Source organism: Citrobacter sp. Igbk 14, assembly GCF_028069825.1.
Lineage (GTDB): Bacteria > Pseudomonadota > Gammaproteobacteria > Enterobacterales > Enterobacteriaceae > Citrobacter.
Genome location: NZ_JANEWM010000002.1, coordinates 132,607 through 145,826, shown reverse-complemented (window position 1 = coordinate 145,826; position 13,220 = coordinate 132,607). Strand labels below are relative to the sequence as shown.

The following is a 13,220-nucleotide window of genomic DNA, read 5'->3' as shown; positions in this document are numbered from 1 at the left end:
GAGAACGAGAGTTAACCGGGCAAGTGTGCCATAATCTCGCCGCCAGGCATACTGCGAGACCTGGTTAGCACAGATTTAAGGAACAGAGATGATGCAGCCCATTTCAGGTACGCCCGCACGCCCTCCTGGCGAAGGCCAAACTCCCCCTTCCGTTGCCGGCGAGCAGCCACTGTCCACGCAGCAGCGTACCGTTCTGGAACGACTGATTACCCGTTTGATTTCGCTTACCCAACAGCAAAGCGCTGAGGTGTGGGCTGGAATGAAGCACGATTTGGGCGTTAAAAACGATACGCCGCTGCAGTCACGTCACTTCCCTGCAGCTGAGCAAAACCTGAATCAGCGTCTGGGGGTTGCTCAGCAGAATCATGCTAACCGTCAGGTTCTGTCGCAGCTCACTGAATTATTGAGCCAGGGAAATACCCGCCAGGCGGTGAGTGATTTTATCCGTCAGCAGTACGGGCAAACGGCGCTCAGCCAGCTCACGCCTGAGCAGTTGAAGAACGTTCTCACCTTGTTGCAACAAGGGCAGCTTTCAATTCCGCAGCCGCAGCAGCGGCCGGCAACCGATCGCCCTTTATTACCCGCCGAGCACAATACGTTGAATCAGTTGGTCACTAAGCTGGCTGCCGCCACGGGAGAGTCGGGGAAAATGATCTGGCAGTCCATGCTGGAACTGTCTGGTGTAAAAAGCGGCGAGCTTATCCCGGCAAAACAGTTCACCCATCTGGTGACATGGCTGCAGGCACGCCAGACCCTCAGCCTGCAAAATGCGCCAACGCTGCAAACGCTGCAGGCGGCGCTAAAACAGCCGCTGGAACCAAATGAGCTAACAACCATAAAAGAGTATGCGCAGCAAACGTACCAGATCCAGCCGCAAACGATCCTGACAGCGGTACAAGTGCAGGACTTGCTGAATCAAATTTTCCTGCGCCGCGTGGAACGTGATCGGGAGCAGGAATTAAACGATCCGCGTCATCTTCAACCCATTTTCAGCCCGTTCGCGCCGGTGATTGAAACGGTAAAAACACTGTCGGCACGACCAGGGCTGATGTTTGTCGCCTTGCTGGTAGCATTAGCCCTGTTCTGGTTGCTTGCTTAACCTTTTCGCAGAGTCAGCAGCGTCACGAAAATGCCCACTACAGCGGAAATCGCCCCGGCAAGGAATACCGAGGAGTAACCGTACGCAGTGGCCAGAACCCCGGCGACAGGACCGCTTATGCCGTAGGAGATATCCTGAAATGCGGCGTAACCGCCGAGAGCCGTACCACGAACCTGGGCAGGCACTCGCTTCACGACCTCCACGCCCAGCGCCGGGAAGATCAGCGAACACCCGGCACCGGTTAATGCGGCTCCCAGCAGTGCAATCCAGGCGGATGGAGCCTGCCACAGTAAAATCAGACCCGCAGTTTCAACCAGCAAAGAGACAACCGCGACCTTCACCCCGCCAAACCTGTCTGGCATCCAGCCAAACAGAATACGCATCAGCACAAACGCGCTACCAAACGCAGTCAGGGTAAACCCTGCCATCGTCCAGCCATTGCTGACAAAGTAGAGCGAAATAAAAGTACCGATTACCGCAAAACCAACGCCCTGCAGCGCCAGGCCCAGACCCGGTTTCCAGATAAGCCCCACCACGCTCCACAAGGAAGGACGCTCTCCTGCATGGGCAGGGACTTTACGGACGGTACCGTTGAACGCCCATGCCAACAGCGGTAATACCATCGTGGTACCTGCCAACGCCGCGAAGCCAAAATGGCTGTGGATCAGCAGCCCCAGCGGTGCACCGGCCGCCAGCGCGCCGTAAATCGCCATTCCGTTCCACGACATCACCTTACCGGAGCGTGTTGGCCCGACCAGCCCAAGCCCCCAGGTCAGCGTTCCGGTGAGCAGTTGGCTTTCACCAAAACCGAGAATTAAACGTCCGACAATCAACAACGCAAACTTCACCGGAACGGAAACGGGCAAAAGCGCCGCTAGCAACCACGCTGCACCCGCCAGCGCACAGGCAAACATCCCCTGCAGCGCCGAGCGCTTGGCGCCATACTGATCGGCTAACCTACCGGCATAACCACGTGTTAATACCGTTGCCAGAAACTGGATGCCCACAGCGATACCGACCATGGTATTGCCATAGCCCAGCTCCTGGTGCACAAACAGAGGAATAACGGGCAAAGGTAAACCGACCGTCATATAGGTCAGGAAAACCGCAAAAGCGATACGAAACAGCGAAAAATTCGCCGAAGGTGTTTTTTCTTGTTGGGTTACAGCTGTCATGCGTTACTCCAAAATGCAGAGTAAGGCGAGGAATGTCCACGCCCCCTCTACCTGACTATCAGGATTAAGGTGCGTTGGATAACGTTAAACGCTTACGCATTATCAAGAGGATAATGTTGAAGCTGGAGTCTGCCTGCGAGTGGCCCTGGCTGTCAACTGTGAAAGCATAGCCGTGCGTGTCAAAGCGGTGATTTCTCTACGAACAAAAAGGGAAATACCGCATCAATGCCTTTCGCTCTGAACCGCCCGGTTACCTGTTCACGCTGCTGCGGCGTCAGGAGCAGGAACATCATATCCCAAATCTCTTTGGGTCCTGCTTCCTGCACGATGTTGCGATCTGGTGCTTCTGTTTTCTCATTTTCATTCAGATACGAGCGTACATACAGTGGGAACACAGAAATATGAAATTCCTCGGCCTTAGATTTCGCACGCTTGCGCTTAACGCCCTCTTTCCCTTCACTGTAAGTATTTAAGCGCAGGCGAACAGCGGGTGCGCTTCCTGGAAACCCCGGTAATTCAAGACACTCCTTTACCGTGAACCACTCTTTTACCATCAGTTTCTTTCCTTTCTGCTGATGAAATAAAAATATTTTTTCTTTTTCGCGAAATTTCAAATTAATTCTGGCAATATTCCCACGATAAAAAGAAAGTAACGTTCTTTTGTCTTTCTAATTTATAACCTGAAAAATATCGGTGCCGATAACACATCTTCTTAGGATTACAGAATGGAACAAAAAAGCCAAGACTGGCATCGTGCAGATATTAAAAGTGCACTGGAAAAAAGAGGTATTACACTCAGAGAATTGTCACGTTCGGCGGGTTTATCTCCTGACTCGCTGCGTAATGTATTTACCCGCAGTTGGCCGCGTGCAGAACAGATCATCGCACAGGCGCTGGAAACCACGCCGGACGTAATTTGGCCGTCACGCTATCTCACGAAATCAGCAAAAAAAGTCGTCACAAAGAATAACCATCAATTATAAATATATTATCCATAATTTACCCGGCAGATTGATTAATATCTCAATCAAATATATTTACGATATTAATAGCACTATCGGTCATTCCCATCAGATTAAATCCTGTTAAAGCAACATACGAATTTATTACCTATTCCATTAACAGGAGTCATGATGAGTTGGAATAAAACAACAGCGGTTAATTATGCTAAATCACACGCGGGTTCACATTCTCAAGGACGCTGCGCGGAATTTACCCGCAAAGCTATTCAGGCAGGAGGTATCACTCTTGGGCATACTTATCATGCTAAAGATTATGGCCCCATGCTAAAAAGTGCCGGTTTCAGCCCCATTGGCCACGTTGAACAGCCCCGGGCAGGAGATGTAATCATCATTCAACCGTATGAGGGAGGAAACCCAAGCGGTCATATGGCGATATTTGACGGTCAGGAGTGGTACTCCGATTTTAGACAACGTGATAGGTGGGCGGGGCCTGGCTATCGGGCGGCAAAACCGCCATATACTATTTACAGGAAGCAGTAATGAAAGCGTTCTCGCTGATTGCTCTGGTTTTGTTCCTTTGTAGCTGCTCTTCATCACGCAGTGACAGCACTCAGGATGTTAAACAATTCTATCTCGCGTGGATGTCCGCCTACACACAAGATCGAGATACGTCCGCGCTCATGCAACGTTATGTGGCGAAAGACGTTATCGAACGCCTCACGCTGATTGATTCCCTTTACGAGCAGGAAATCCTGGATTCTGACTACTTTATGTACGTACAGGATTACGACCCAAAATGGATCCCGCTGTTACGGGTTGAGCCGGCTCAACCCTTTCTCGGTGGCGAAAAGGTGGAAGTACAATTAGGTGGGCCGACAGGCCAGGCACCCATGCTGCTGGAAGTGTATACGCGCTGGGAAGACAGGCGCTGGAAAATTTATCGCGTTCGCGATATTAGCGATCGTTATGAACAGCCCATCTACAGTGCCGGGGATATTACCCGTGCGAAAGCATGGTCTGCGGAGATCGCACCAGAGTACAAAAGATGAATAAGTAAAAAAGGGAGCCTGACGGCTCCCTTTCGTGTACGGCATGAGCCGAGACTTATGCTTTCAGCTTACGCATAACCAGCGTGGCGTTGGTGCCGCCAAAACCGAAGCTGTTAGACATAACAGTCGTCAACGCTTGCTCGGTCGGTTTAGTCACGATGTTCAGACCTGCAGCTTGCTCATCCAGCTCTTCAATGTTGATGCTTGGCGCGATAAAACCGTGCTCCAGCATCAGCAGAGAGTAGATAGCTTCCTGAACACCAGCCGCACCCAGTGAGTGACCGGTCATGGCTTTGGTTGCAGAAATGGCCGGGCTGTTATCGCCAAAGACTTCGCGTATTGCGCCCAGTTCCTTCACGTCGCCTACCGGAGTAGAAGTACCGTGGGAGTTCAGGTAATCAATCGGGGTATCAACACCGTGCATCGCCATCTGCATGCAGCGAACTGCACCTTCACCTGACGGAGCAACCATGTCTGCGCCATCAGACGTTGCGCCGTAACCTACGATTTCAGCGTAGATGTGCGCGCCACGAGCCAGTGCGTGTTCCAGTTCTTCGACAACAACCATACCGCCGCCGCCTGCGATAACAAAACCGTCACGGTGTGCATCATAAGTACGGGAAGCTTGAGACGGGTTGTCGTTATATTTGGTAGACAGCGCGCCCATTGCGTCGAACTCGCACGCCATTTCCCAGCACAGCTCTTCGCCGCCGCCAGCAAAAACGATGTCCTGCTTGCCCAACTGAATTTGTTCAACAGCATTGCCGATACAGTGTGCAGAAGTCGCACAGGCAGAGCTGATGGAGTAGTTAACGCCGTGGATTTTGAACGGTGTCGCGAGGCAGGCAGAAACGCCGGATGCCATCGCTTTGGTGACCACATACGGGCCAACCGCTTTCAGACCGCGCGGACTACGCATTGCGTCAGCACCGAATACCTGAAAACGCGGGGAGCCGCCGCCGGAACCTGCAATCAGGCCAACGCGCGGATTGTTCTGGTAATCTTCTGCAGCAAGGCCGGCATCAGCCACTGCCTGCTCCATAGAAAGGAAAGCATAGATGGATGCGTCGCTCATAAAGCGCACTACTTTGCGGTCAATGAGGCCAGTGGTATCCAGTTTTACGTTGCCCCAGACGTGGCTACGCATGCCGGAGTCCTTCAGCTCCTGAGAGAAAGTGATCCCTGAACGTCCTTCACGCAGAGATGCCAGGACTTCCTGCTGGTTATTACCGATGCTGGAAACGATGCCCAAGCCAGTAATCACTGCACGTTTCATTCAATACCTCTGTAAGTCGCACTATTTTAAAGTTTCGAGTGGCACAATAGCGTACACTTGTACGCCGAACAAGTCCGATCAGCCATTTAATGTGGAAATTTGCGCAGCCAGGCACTCCTCGTTAAGATCGGGGCACAGCCTGTCAGACGAGTAACTTACGTGAAACAATACGCTATACAACCTGCCAACCTTGAATTCAACGCTGAGGGTACACCTGTTTCCCGAGATTTTGATGATGTCTATTTTTCCAATGATAACGGGCTGGAAGAGACACGTTACGTTTTCCTCGGTGGCAACCACCTCGCCGAACGTTTTCCTGTGCACCCTCGCCCGGTGTTCGTGGTGGCAGAAAGTGGCTTTGGTACCGGGCTAAACTTCCTCACGCTCTGGCAGGCATTCGCCACCTTTCGCAACGCACACCCTGACGCTACCCTGGAAAGATTACATTTCATCAGTTTTGAAAAATTCCCGCTGACGCGTGAGGATCTGGCGTTAGCGCATCAGCACTGGCCGGAACTGGCGTCGTGGGCAGAGCAACTCCAGGCACAGTGGCCACTGCCGCTGGCTGGTTGCCATCGTCTACTGCTTGATGAGGGGCGGGTTACTCTGGATCTGTGGTTCGGTGACATCAACGAACTCACCGGAAAGCTGGACGAGTCCCTGAACCAACAGGTTGATGCCTGGTTTCTGGACGGCTTCGCCCCGTCAAAAAATCCGGATATGTGGACGCCAACACTCTTTAATGCCATGGCTCGACTGGCCCGACCGGGTGGTACGCTGGCAACCTTCACTTCGGCTGGTTTTGTACGCCGGGGATTGCAGGAAGCCGGATTTACAATGCAGAAGTGCAAAGGTTTTGGTCGAAAACGTGAAATGCTGTGTGGCGTGATGGAACAGACGATGACGCCCCCTTCATCAGCCCCGTGGTTTTTGCGTACAGGAACGAAGAAACGTGAAGCGGCCATTATTGGCGGTGGTATTGCCAGCGCATTACTGTCTCTGGCGCTACTGCGTAGAGGCTGGCAGGTCACACTCTACTGCGCTGACGATAAACCTGCGCAGGGAGCTTCCGGCAATCGTCAGGGTGCACTCTATCCGTTGCTCAGCAAACATGACGCAGCGATTACGCTTTTCTTCCCCACCGCATTTACCTTTGCTCGTCGCCTGTACGATGCCCTACCCGTTAACTTTGCCCATGACTGGTGTGGCGTCACGCAGCTCGCCTGGGATGAGAAAAGCCAACAGAAAATCAACCAAATGCTGTCACTTGAACTTCCCAAGGCACTCGCCGTCGGGGTGGACGCAGACCAAATCTTGCAAACCACAGGCGTTATGACCGAATGTGATGGCATCCAGTACCCGGCCGGTGGATGGCTGTGTCCGGCACAGCTCACCACTGCCGTTCTCGACTATGCGACAACTCTTGGGTTACGTACCCAGTACCAACACACCCTGACCTCACTTGCTCATCACACCGATAGCTGGCAGCTGCAGTTCGCCAGCGGAGAAGCGGTAACACATGAGGTCGTGGTTCTGGCGAACGGGCACTGTATTCACCGTTTTGAACAGACTCAATCACTACCGGTGTATTCCGTTGGCGGTCAGGTAAGTCACATTCCCACGACGCCTTCGCTTTCCGCACTGCGTCAGGTTCTGTGCTACGACGGCTACCTTACCCCGCAAAATCCGGAAAATCAGCAGCACTGTATTGGCGCCAGCTATCATCGGGGGAGTGAGGAGACGTCATTCCGTCATGATGACCAGCAACAAAACCGTCAGCGTTTGATCGACTGCTTGCCGAATGCGGCATGGGCGAAAGAAGTGAATGTCAGTGACAATGCTGCCCGTTGCGGCGTCCGTTGTGCCACGCGCGATCATTTACCGATGGTCGGTAATGTGCCGGACTATAACACCACTCTCGATCAGTATGCCCGGCTTGCAGAAGACAAAGAACATGCTTTAAGCGCACCGGTATACCCGGATTTGTTCATGTTAGGCGCGCTGGGGTCACGTGGGCTATGTTCTGCCCCGCTATGTGCAGAAATTCTGGCCGCGCAAATGAGTGATGAACCGATCCCAATGGATGCCAGCACGCTGGCGGCGCTGAATCCGAATCGTCTGTGGGTACGGAAGTTATTGAAGGGTAAAACGGTGAAATAAGATACCATCTCATTATTGCCTGATGCGCGGCGCTTATCAGGCCTACAACCCCAATCTGAATCGTTTGTGGGTAAAAAAATCGTAGGCCGGGTAAGCGTAGCGCCACCCGGCAAGCTGAGAATGCCGGATGGCGGTCGGCTACGGGCAATGATTATTTTGTCGCCTTCTGGAACAAGGTGTCCCACATCTCTTTCACTAATGCCTGGTCACGTGGCGAGAGTTCGCCCGCACTGATGGCTTTCTCCAGGCTGCTGGTCACATTGGCGTACAATGCTTCAGCGGAATGGTCCTCACCACCGTCCAGTTCAGCAACGGCCAGCGTCAGGTGCCCACGCAAGTAACCACTGGCAAACAACTCATCATCGCTGGCGTGCTCTACCATATCGTCGATTAATGCCAGAATGCGTGATTCAAACTCCGCGATCATCTTCTTTCCTCATTGTAAACGTGGCATCGGCGTCAGTTGAGCGCTTCGGGCCACGGGAATTGTTCCGCCTTAAGTTCAGGCGTGTGATAATAATTCTGTAGTGCGTTAATGAAACGCGCCGGGCGTTCGGGGATCCCCTGTTCCAGGTACTCCATCACCTGGGCATGAACGCGACGCTGGAATACCACGCGATCCGGTTCAAAGTCCCCTTCCAGGTTGTCGCAACTGACGTTAAACGGGTAGCCCGCCGCCATGCAAAACAGCCAGTCAAACGCCTGCGGCTTCACTTCCACATCTTCAAACTGGCATTGCGTCTTCGCGTCACGCCCGTCCGGGCAGTACCAGTAACCAAAATCGACCAGCTCACGGCGCGCCTTGCCGGCGATGCACCAGTGTGATATTTCGTGTAACGCGCTGGCGTAATAACCATGCGCAAAAACGATACGGTGATACGGTAATTCCGCATCGGCAGGAAGATAGATCGGTTCGTCGTCGCCTTTAATCAGACGGGTATTAAATTCATCGGCAAAGCAGCCGTTAAAAATCTCAATTAACTGTTCGTAGTGATGGGTATTATTCATTAGTTCATCCCCAGCCAGTGGAGAATCTCCTGTCCATGATTATCGTAAAGTAATTTGGCACTCATCACTGCGGAAACAATGACAATCATCGGCCGAATGAGTTTTTGTCCTTTGCTGAGCACCAGTCGCGACCCCATCCGTGCGCCAATAAACTGGCCAATGAGCATCACAAACCCGGTCGCCCAAATCACTTTGCCGCCGAGAGCAAACAGCAATAGCCCGCCGATATTCGATGTGGCATTCAATACCTTGGCATGGGCTGTCGACTTCGCGAGGTTATAGCCACACAGCATGACAAAGGCCAGCGCGTAAAATGATCCCGCTGCCGGGCCAAAAAAACCGTCGTAAAAGCCAACACAGCCACCGGCTACCAGCGCGAAAGGCAACCCGTGCAATCGACGCTGCCGATCTTCTTCGCCCACTTTCGGCATTAACAGAAAGTAAAGGCCAATACAGATAACCAGAACCGGCAGGATCTGGCGCAGAATATCTGACTGCACGTGCTGAACCAATAGTGCGCCGCTCATTGAGCCGATAAAGGTCATGAAGATATTGAGCTTCTGATCCGCCAGGTTAACCACACCACGACGAATAAAATAGAGGGAGGAAGAGATAGATCCCCCGCAGGCCTGCAGCTTATTGGTCGCCAGCGCTTGCGCGGGTGGCATCCCGGCCGCCATCAATGCCGGAATGGTGAGTAAACCACCGCCTCCGGCCAGAGAATCAATAAAACCTGCCAGCATCGCCACAAAAAAAAGCACACCTAACAGCAGTGGCGACACCATAAACAGAGAGGCAAAATGATCCATTAGAGTACATGCTCGTCCAGTAGCGCCTGGCAGGAAGGCGGCAACGGCGGCGGTGTCTTCTTCTCAGGCTTGGTGGTTCCAGGTTTTGGAGGTTCGAACCAGCTTTGCAACTCCACGCCGCAGCCGTCACCCGGTGGTGGTAACGGTTGGTCTTCGCACTCAAGACTGTCGGCAGGGCAACGTAACCGGACATGCATATGCGCACGATGCTGGAACCATGGCCGCACTTTACGCAACCAGTCCCTGTCGGTCCCTGCATCCAGGCAAAGTTGCTGCTTAATCGCCGGGTTCACGAAAATACGCGTTACTTCATTATCTTTTGCAGCCAGCCTGATCAGGCTGAAAATCTCCGGCTTCCACAGTGACGGCACGACACGTTTGCCATCCTGTGAGACCAAATCTAACGCCTGCGGTCGCAGCAGTTGCGACTGGGTCCAGCGCGTTTTTGGCAGTTGCAGGAAAATATCCACATCCAGTCCCGTCTGGTGGCTGGCGTGACCGCCATTGAATCGCCCACCGGCCGGCATACCCATATCGCCGATTAACACCGTACCCAGCCCCTGACTATTGGCCTGATTACTCAGACGCTGGATAAACCTCACCAGGTCCGGATGACCAAAGTAGCGACGCTGATCGGTGCGCATCACCTGATAATGTTCTGACTGTACCGGAAGCGTATCCGCCCCCACGATACAGCCATTGGAAAACGCGCCGATAGACTGCGCGCTGCCCGCAACCGGATGGGTAATTTTCTGCCAGGGCGTTGCCGCCAGACAGGCGGTGCTGGCAAACAGAGCCAGCGCCGCAAGTGCCGTTTTTTTCATTTCTTACCAGCGTGGAATGTCAGTCTTCACATCCGCATTTTGCGCCCGCTGGCGCAACAGGTGATCCATCAACACAATAGCCAGCATCGCTTCTGCGATCGGCACTGCGCGGATCCCAACGCACGGATCGTGACGTCCTTTGGTTACCATTTCGACTTCTTCACCAAAGCGGTTGATAGTACGCCCAGGTACAGTGATGCTGGACGTCGGTTTCAGCGCCATATGGGCAATAATTTGTTGCCCGCTGCTGATCCCTCCCAAAATGCCACCCGCATGGTTGCTCTGGAAACCGTCTTTGGTGATCTCATCACGGTTCTGACTGCCACGTAGCGCCACAACGTCAAAACCATCGCCAATCTCTACGCCTTTTACAGCGTTAATGCTCATCAACGCATGCGCGATGTCGGCATCAAGACGGTCAAAAACAGGTTCACCAAGACCCGCCGGCACACCGTCAGCAACAACGGTGACTTTGGCGCCAATGGAGTCGCCCTCTTTTTTCAACCCGCGCATCAATTCATCCAGCGCTTCGATTTTATCCGGGTCCGGGCAAAAGAAGGGATTCAATTCGACCTGAGACCAGTCTTTAATCTCCAGCGGAACATCGCCCATTTGAGTCAGACAACCACGGATTTTAACGCCGAATTTTTCCGCCAGATATTTCTTGGCGATTGCTCCCGCCGCTACACGCATTGCCGTTTCACGAGCGGATGAACGTCCACCGCCACGGTAATCACGCAAGCCGTATTTCTGCTCGTAGGTATAGTCGGCGTGTCCTGGACGGAAAACATCCTTGATGGCACCATAATCCTGAGAACGCTGATCGGTATTTTCAATCAGCAGGCCAATACTCGTACCGGTGGTGACGCCGTCGAATACGCCGGAGAGGATCTTCACTTGATCCGGTTCCCGACGCTGGGTAGTGTAACGCGACGTGCCCGGACGACGCCTGTCGAGATCGTGCTGCAGGTCGGCTTCAGTCAGAGGAATGCCCGGCGGAACACCATCAACGATACAACCGAGCGCCAGCCCGTGTGATTCGCCGAAGGTTGTTACGCGAAAGAGTTGCCCAATTGTATTTCCTGCCATCACGGCTCCGTTATGCGTGTTGTGTATCTGCGCGTGTATTTAGTCTTTGTAAATGCTGAAGTGCTCACGAGCGGCGATCAACTGCTCTTTGGTCAGCATGAATACACCGTCTCCACCGTTGTCGAATTCCAGCCAGGTAAACGGCACATCAGGGTATTGCTCTATCAGATGTACCATGCTGTTTCCGACTTCACAAATCAGAATACCGTTATCAGACAGGTAGTCCGGAGCATTGCCCAAAATACGGCGAGTCAGCTTCAGTCCATCACTACCGGATGCCAGACCCAGTTCAGGCTCATGACGGTATTCGTTCGGCAGGTCTGACATGTCTTCCGCATCAACATACGGTGGGTTAGTGACAATCAGGTCATACTGGATTTTCACCAAATCGCGGAACAGGTCGGAACGGATCGGCGTTACGTGATGAATCAGACCGTGCTCTTCAATATTGTGTTCGGTAACCGCCAGCGCATCCGTCGAAATATCAACCGCATCCACTTCAGCTTCCGGGAAAGCATAGGCGCAGGCGATAGCAATACAACCGCTGCCGGTGCACATATCGAGGATATGCTGCGGCTGCTCGTTGATAAGACCCGCAAAGCGGTTATTGATCAGCTCGCCAATAGGCGAACGCGGAACCAGCACGCGCTCATCAACATAGAATTCATGCCCGCAGAACCAGGCCTTGTTAGTCAGGTAAGCCACCGGAATACGCTCGTTGACGCGACGGATCACACGCTCAACAATACGATGACGCTCGCTGGATGTCAGACGTGCGGTACGCATGTCCTCTGGAATATCCAGCGGCAGATAAAGAGACGGCAGCACCAGCTGTACGGCCTCATCCCACGGGTTATCCGTACCATGGCCATACCAAATGTTCGCTGCGCTAAAACGGCTGACCGCCCAACGCAACATGTCCTGAATGGTATGCAGTTCACTCACTGCTTCATCGACGAAAATTTTATCCACGTATTCCTCCAGGGCATGCTCGCATTAAATTCGGCGGCTAGTTTGCCACGAAGACGGCGATAAATCAGCATTCACACGGAGCCTGAACGCGAAAATTGCGTTTTAAGCGATCGGATGCCCGTCGAGTCGGGTTAAACTAACGGAAAATAAAAGATGAGACACTCGAATGAAAAAGAAAACATCGCTCAGCGAGGAGGATCAGACGCTGTTTCGCCAGCTGATGACCGGCACCCGGCAAATTAAGCAGGACACCATTGTCCATCGACCACTACGCAAAAAAATCACTGAGGTTCCGGTCAAAAGACTGCTACAGGAACAGGCTGATGCCAGCCATTATTTCTCGGATGAATTTCAGCCGCTGCTGAACACGGACGGTCCGGTAAGATACGTGCGGTCCGATGTCAGCCATTTTGAACTGAAGAAAATGCGCCGTGGTGATTACTCCCCGGAGCTGTTTCTTGATTTGCACGGATTGACGCAACAACAGGCCAAACAGGAGCTCGGTGCATTGATTGCCGCCTGTCGTCGTGAGCATGTCTTTTGCGCCTGCGTAATGCATGGCCACGGGAAGCACATTCTGAAACAGCAAACGCCGCTGTGGCTGGCACAACATCCGCATGTGATGGCCTTCCATCAGGCACCGAAAGAGTACGGTGGCGATGCCGCACTGCTGGTACTGATCGAAGTGGAAGAGTGGTTGCCACCGGAACTTCCCTGAGGCAGCAATTCAGAAACAAAAAGAGCCGCATTTGCGGCTCTTTTATTTTCCGGATGGCGACTCTGCCTTATCCGGACGA

At 53.0% G+C, this 13,220-nt stretch carries 15 protein-coding genes; 6 read left to right on the top strand and 9 right to left on the bottom strand.

All coding sequences use genetic code 11. The annotated features are described in order from the left end of the window. Positions 1-91: 91 nt before the first annotated feature. Complete coding sequence (gene flk, locus NNN64_RS01530) at positions 92-1,099, top strand: flagella biosynthesis regulator Flk (RefSeq protein WP_271440256.1); 1,008 nt, start codon at positions 92-94, stop codon at positions 1,097-1,099. Here flk and NNN64_RS01525 read toward each other — a convergent pair. Continuing rightward, positions 1,096-2,274, bottom strand: coding sequence for an MFS transporter (locus tag NNN64_RS01525; protein ID WP_271440236.1), 1,179 nt, complete (start codon positions 2,272-2,274; stop codon positions 1,096-1,098). The two genes, flk and NNN64_RS01525, sit on opposite strands and share 4 nt — an antisense overlap. A 179-nt stretch (positions 2,275-2,453) precedes the next feature. Continuing rightward, the gene (locus tag NNN64_RS01520) at positions 2,454-2,828 is read right to left on the bottom strand and encodes a hypothetical protein (RefSeq protein WP_271440255.1); all 375 of its coding nucleotides are present in this window, start codon (positions 2,826-2,828) and stop codon (positions 2,454-2,456) included. A gap of 171 nt (positions 2,829-2,999) precedes the next feature. Here NNN64_RS01520 and NNN64_RS01515 point away from each other — a divergent pair, with 171 nt between their 5' ends. The 3 genes from NNN64_RS01515 (at position 3,000) to NNN64_RS01505 (ending at position 4,285) form a co-directional block, all read left to right on the top strand. Further along, positions 3,000-3,257, top strand: a complete 258-nt coding sequence (locus tag NNN64_RS01515; protein WP_271440235.1) for a helix-turn-helix domain-containing protein — start codon at positions 3,000-3,002, stop codon at positions 3,255-3,257. A 150-nt stretch (positions 3,258-3,407) separates the two neighbouring features. Beyond that, positions 3,408-3,776, top strand: a complete 369-nt coding sequence (locus NNN64_RS01510) for an NlpC/P60 family protein (RefSeq protein ID WP_271440234.1) — start codon at positions 3,408-3,410, stop codon at positions 3,774-3,776. Further along, entirely contained in the window at positions 3,776-4,285 is a 510-nt protein-coding gene (locus tag NNN64_RS01505; RefSeq protein WP_271440233.1) for a YbjP/YqhG family protein, read from the top strand. Before NNN64_RS01510 ends, NNN64_RS01505 begins: the two co-directional genes overlap by 1 nt. 55 nt (positions 4,286-4,340) lie before the next feature. Here NNN64_RS01505 and fabB read toward each other — a convergent pair whose 3' ends face one another. Further along, entirely contained in the window at positions 4,341-5,561 is a 1,221-nt protein-coding gene (gene fabB / locus NNN64_RS01500; RefSeq protein WP_005129715.1) for a beta-ketoacyl-ACP synthase I, read from the bottom strand. 159 nt (positions 5,562-5,720) lie between these two features. Between fabB and mnmC the strand changes: the two genes are divergently transcribed. After that, on the top strand, positions 5,721-7,721 hold the full coding sequence (mnmC, locus tag NNN64_RS01495; protein ID WP_271440232.1) for a bifunctional tRNA (5-methylaminomethyl-2-thiouridine)(34)-methyltransferase MnmD/FAD-dependent 5-carboxymethylaminomethyl-2-thiouridine(34) oxidoreductase MnmC: 2,001 nt from the start codon (positions 5,721-5,723) through the stop codon (positions 7,719-7,721). A gap of 151 nt (positions 7,722-7,872) precedes the next feature. On the opposite strand, the gene NNN64_RS01490 is transcribed toward mnmC, so the two are convergent. The 6 genes from NNN64_RS01490 to prmB are packed head-to-tail and all read right to left on the bottom strand — an operon-like array spanning position 7,873 to position 12,423. Continuing rightward, entirely contained in the window at positions 7,873-8,148 is a 276-nt protein-coding gene (locus tag NNN64_RS01490) for a YfcL family protein (protein ID WP_005129722.1), read from the bottom strand. 32 nt (positions 8,149-8,180) lie between these two features. Continuing rightward, positions 8,181-8,729: an elongation factor P hydroxylase gene (locus tag NNN64_RS01485; RefSeq protein ID WP_271440231.1), complete on the bottom strand. Its 549-nt coding sequence runs from the start codon at positions 8,727-8,729 to the stop codon at positions 8,181-8,183. After that, positions 8,729-9,538 carry a sulfite exporter TauE/SafE family protein gene (locus NNN64_RS01480; RefSeq protein ID WP_016153874.1) on the bottom strand — a complete coding sequence of 270 codons (810 nt, stop codon included), beginning with the start codon at positions 9,536-9,538 and terminating at the stop codon, positions 8,729-8,731. Before NNN64_RS01480 ends, NNN64_RS01485 begins: the two co-directional genes overlap by 1 nt. Continuing rightward, positions 9,538-10,362 carry a penicillin-insensitive murein endopeptidase gene (gene mepA, locus NNN64_RS01475; RefSeq protein ID WP_271440230.1) on the bottom strand — a complete coding sequence of 275 codons (825 nt, stop codon included), beginning with the start codon at positions 10,360-10,362 and terminating at the stop codon, positions 9,538-9,540. Before mepA ends, NNN64_RS01480 begins: the two co-directional genes overlap by 1 nt. A 3-nt stretch (positions 10,363-10,365) precedes the next feature. After that, positions 10,366-11,451 carry a chorismate synthase gene (gene aroC / locus NNN64_RS01470; protein WP_271440229.1) on the bottom strand — a complete coding sequence of 362 codons (1,086 nt, stop codon included), beginning with the start codon at positions 11,449-11,451 and terminating at the stop codon, positions 10,366-10,368. Between the two features lie 39 nt (positions 11,452-11,490). Then, positions 11,491-12,423, bottom strand: coding sequence for a 50S ribosomal protein L3 N(5)-glutamine methyltransferase (prmB, locus tag NNN64_RS01465; protein ID WP_271440228.1), 933 nt, complete (start codon positions 12,421-12,423; stop codon positions 11,491-11,493). A 166-nt stretch (positions 12,424-12,589) separates the two neighbouring features. Here prmB and smrB point away from each other — a divergent pair, with 166 nt between their 5' ends. Next, complete coding sequence (gene smrB, locus NNN64_RS01460; protein ID WP_271440227.1) at positions 12,590-13,141, top strand: endonuclease SmrB; 552 nt, start codon at positions 12,590-12,592, stop codon at positions 13,139-13,141. The last annotated feature ends 79 nt before the right edge of the window (positions 13,142-13,220 follow it).

Bases quoted from the DNA above. Each gene is read 5' to 3' on its own strand.
- flk (WP_271440256.1), top strand. From the start codon at position 92: ATGCAGCCCATTTCAGGTACGCCCGCACGCCCTCCTGGCGAAGGCCAA.
- NNN64_RS01525 (WP_271440236.1), bottom strand. From the start codon at position 2,274: ATGACAGCTGTAACCCAACAAGAAAAAACACCTTCGGCGAATTTTTCG.
- NNN64_RS01520 (WP_271440255.1), bottom strand. From the start codon at position 2,828: ATGGTAAAAGAGTGGTTCACGGTAAAGGAGTGTCTTGAATTACCGGGG.
- NNN64_RS01515 (WP_271440235.1), top strand. From the start codon at position 3,000: ATGGAACAAAAAAGCCAAGACTGGCATCGTGCAGATATTAAAAGTGCA.
- NNN64_RS01510 (WP_271440234.1), top strand. From the start codon at position 3,408: ATGAGTTGGAATAAAACAACAGCGGTTAATTATGCTAAATCACACGCG.
- NNN64_RS01505 (WP_271440233.1), top strand. From the start codon at position 3,776: ATGAAAGCGTTCTCGCTGATTGCTCTGGTTTTGTTCCTTTGTAGCTGC.
- fabB (WP_005129715.1), bottom strand. From the start codon at position 5,561: ATGAAACGTGCAGTGATTACTGGCTTGGGCATCGTTTCCAGCATCGGT.
- NNN64_RS01490 (WP_005129722.1), bottom strand. From the start codon at position 8,148: ATGATCGCGGAGTTTGAATCACGCATTCTGGCATTAATCGACGATATG.
- NNN64_RS01485 (WP_271440231.1), bottom strand. From the start codon at position 8,729: ATGAATAATACCCATCACTACGAACAGTTAATTGAGATTTTTAACGGC.
- NNN64_RS01480 (WP_016153874.1), bottom strand. From the start codon at position 9,538: ATGGATCATTTTGCCTCTCTGTTTATGGTGTCGCCACTGCTGTTAGGT.
- mepA (WP_271440230.1), bottom strand. From the start codon at position 10,362: ATGAAAAAAACGGCACTTGCGGCGCTGGCTCTGTTTGCCAGCACCGCC.
- aroC (WP_271440229.1), bottom strand. From the start codon at position 11,451: ATGGCAGGAAATACAATTGGGCAACTCTTTCGCGTAACAACCTTCGGC.
- smrB (WP_271440227.1), top strand. From the start codon at position 12,590: ATGAAAAAGAAAACATCGCTCAGCGAGGAGGATCAGACGCTGTTTCGC.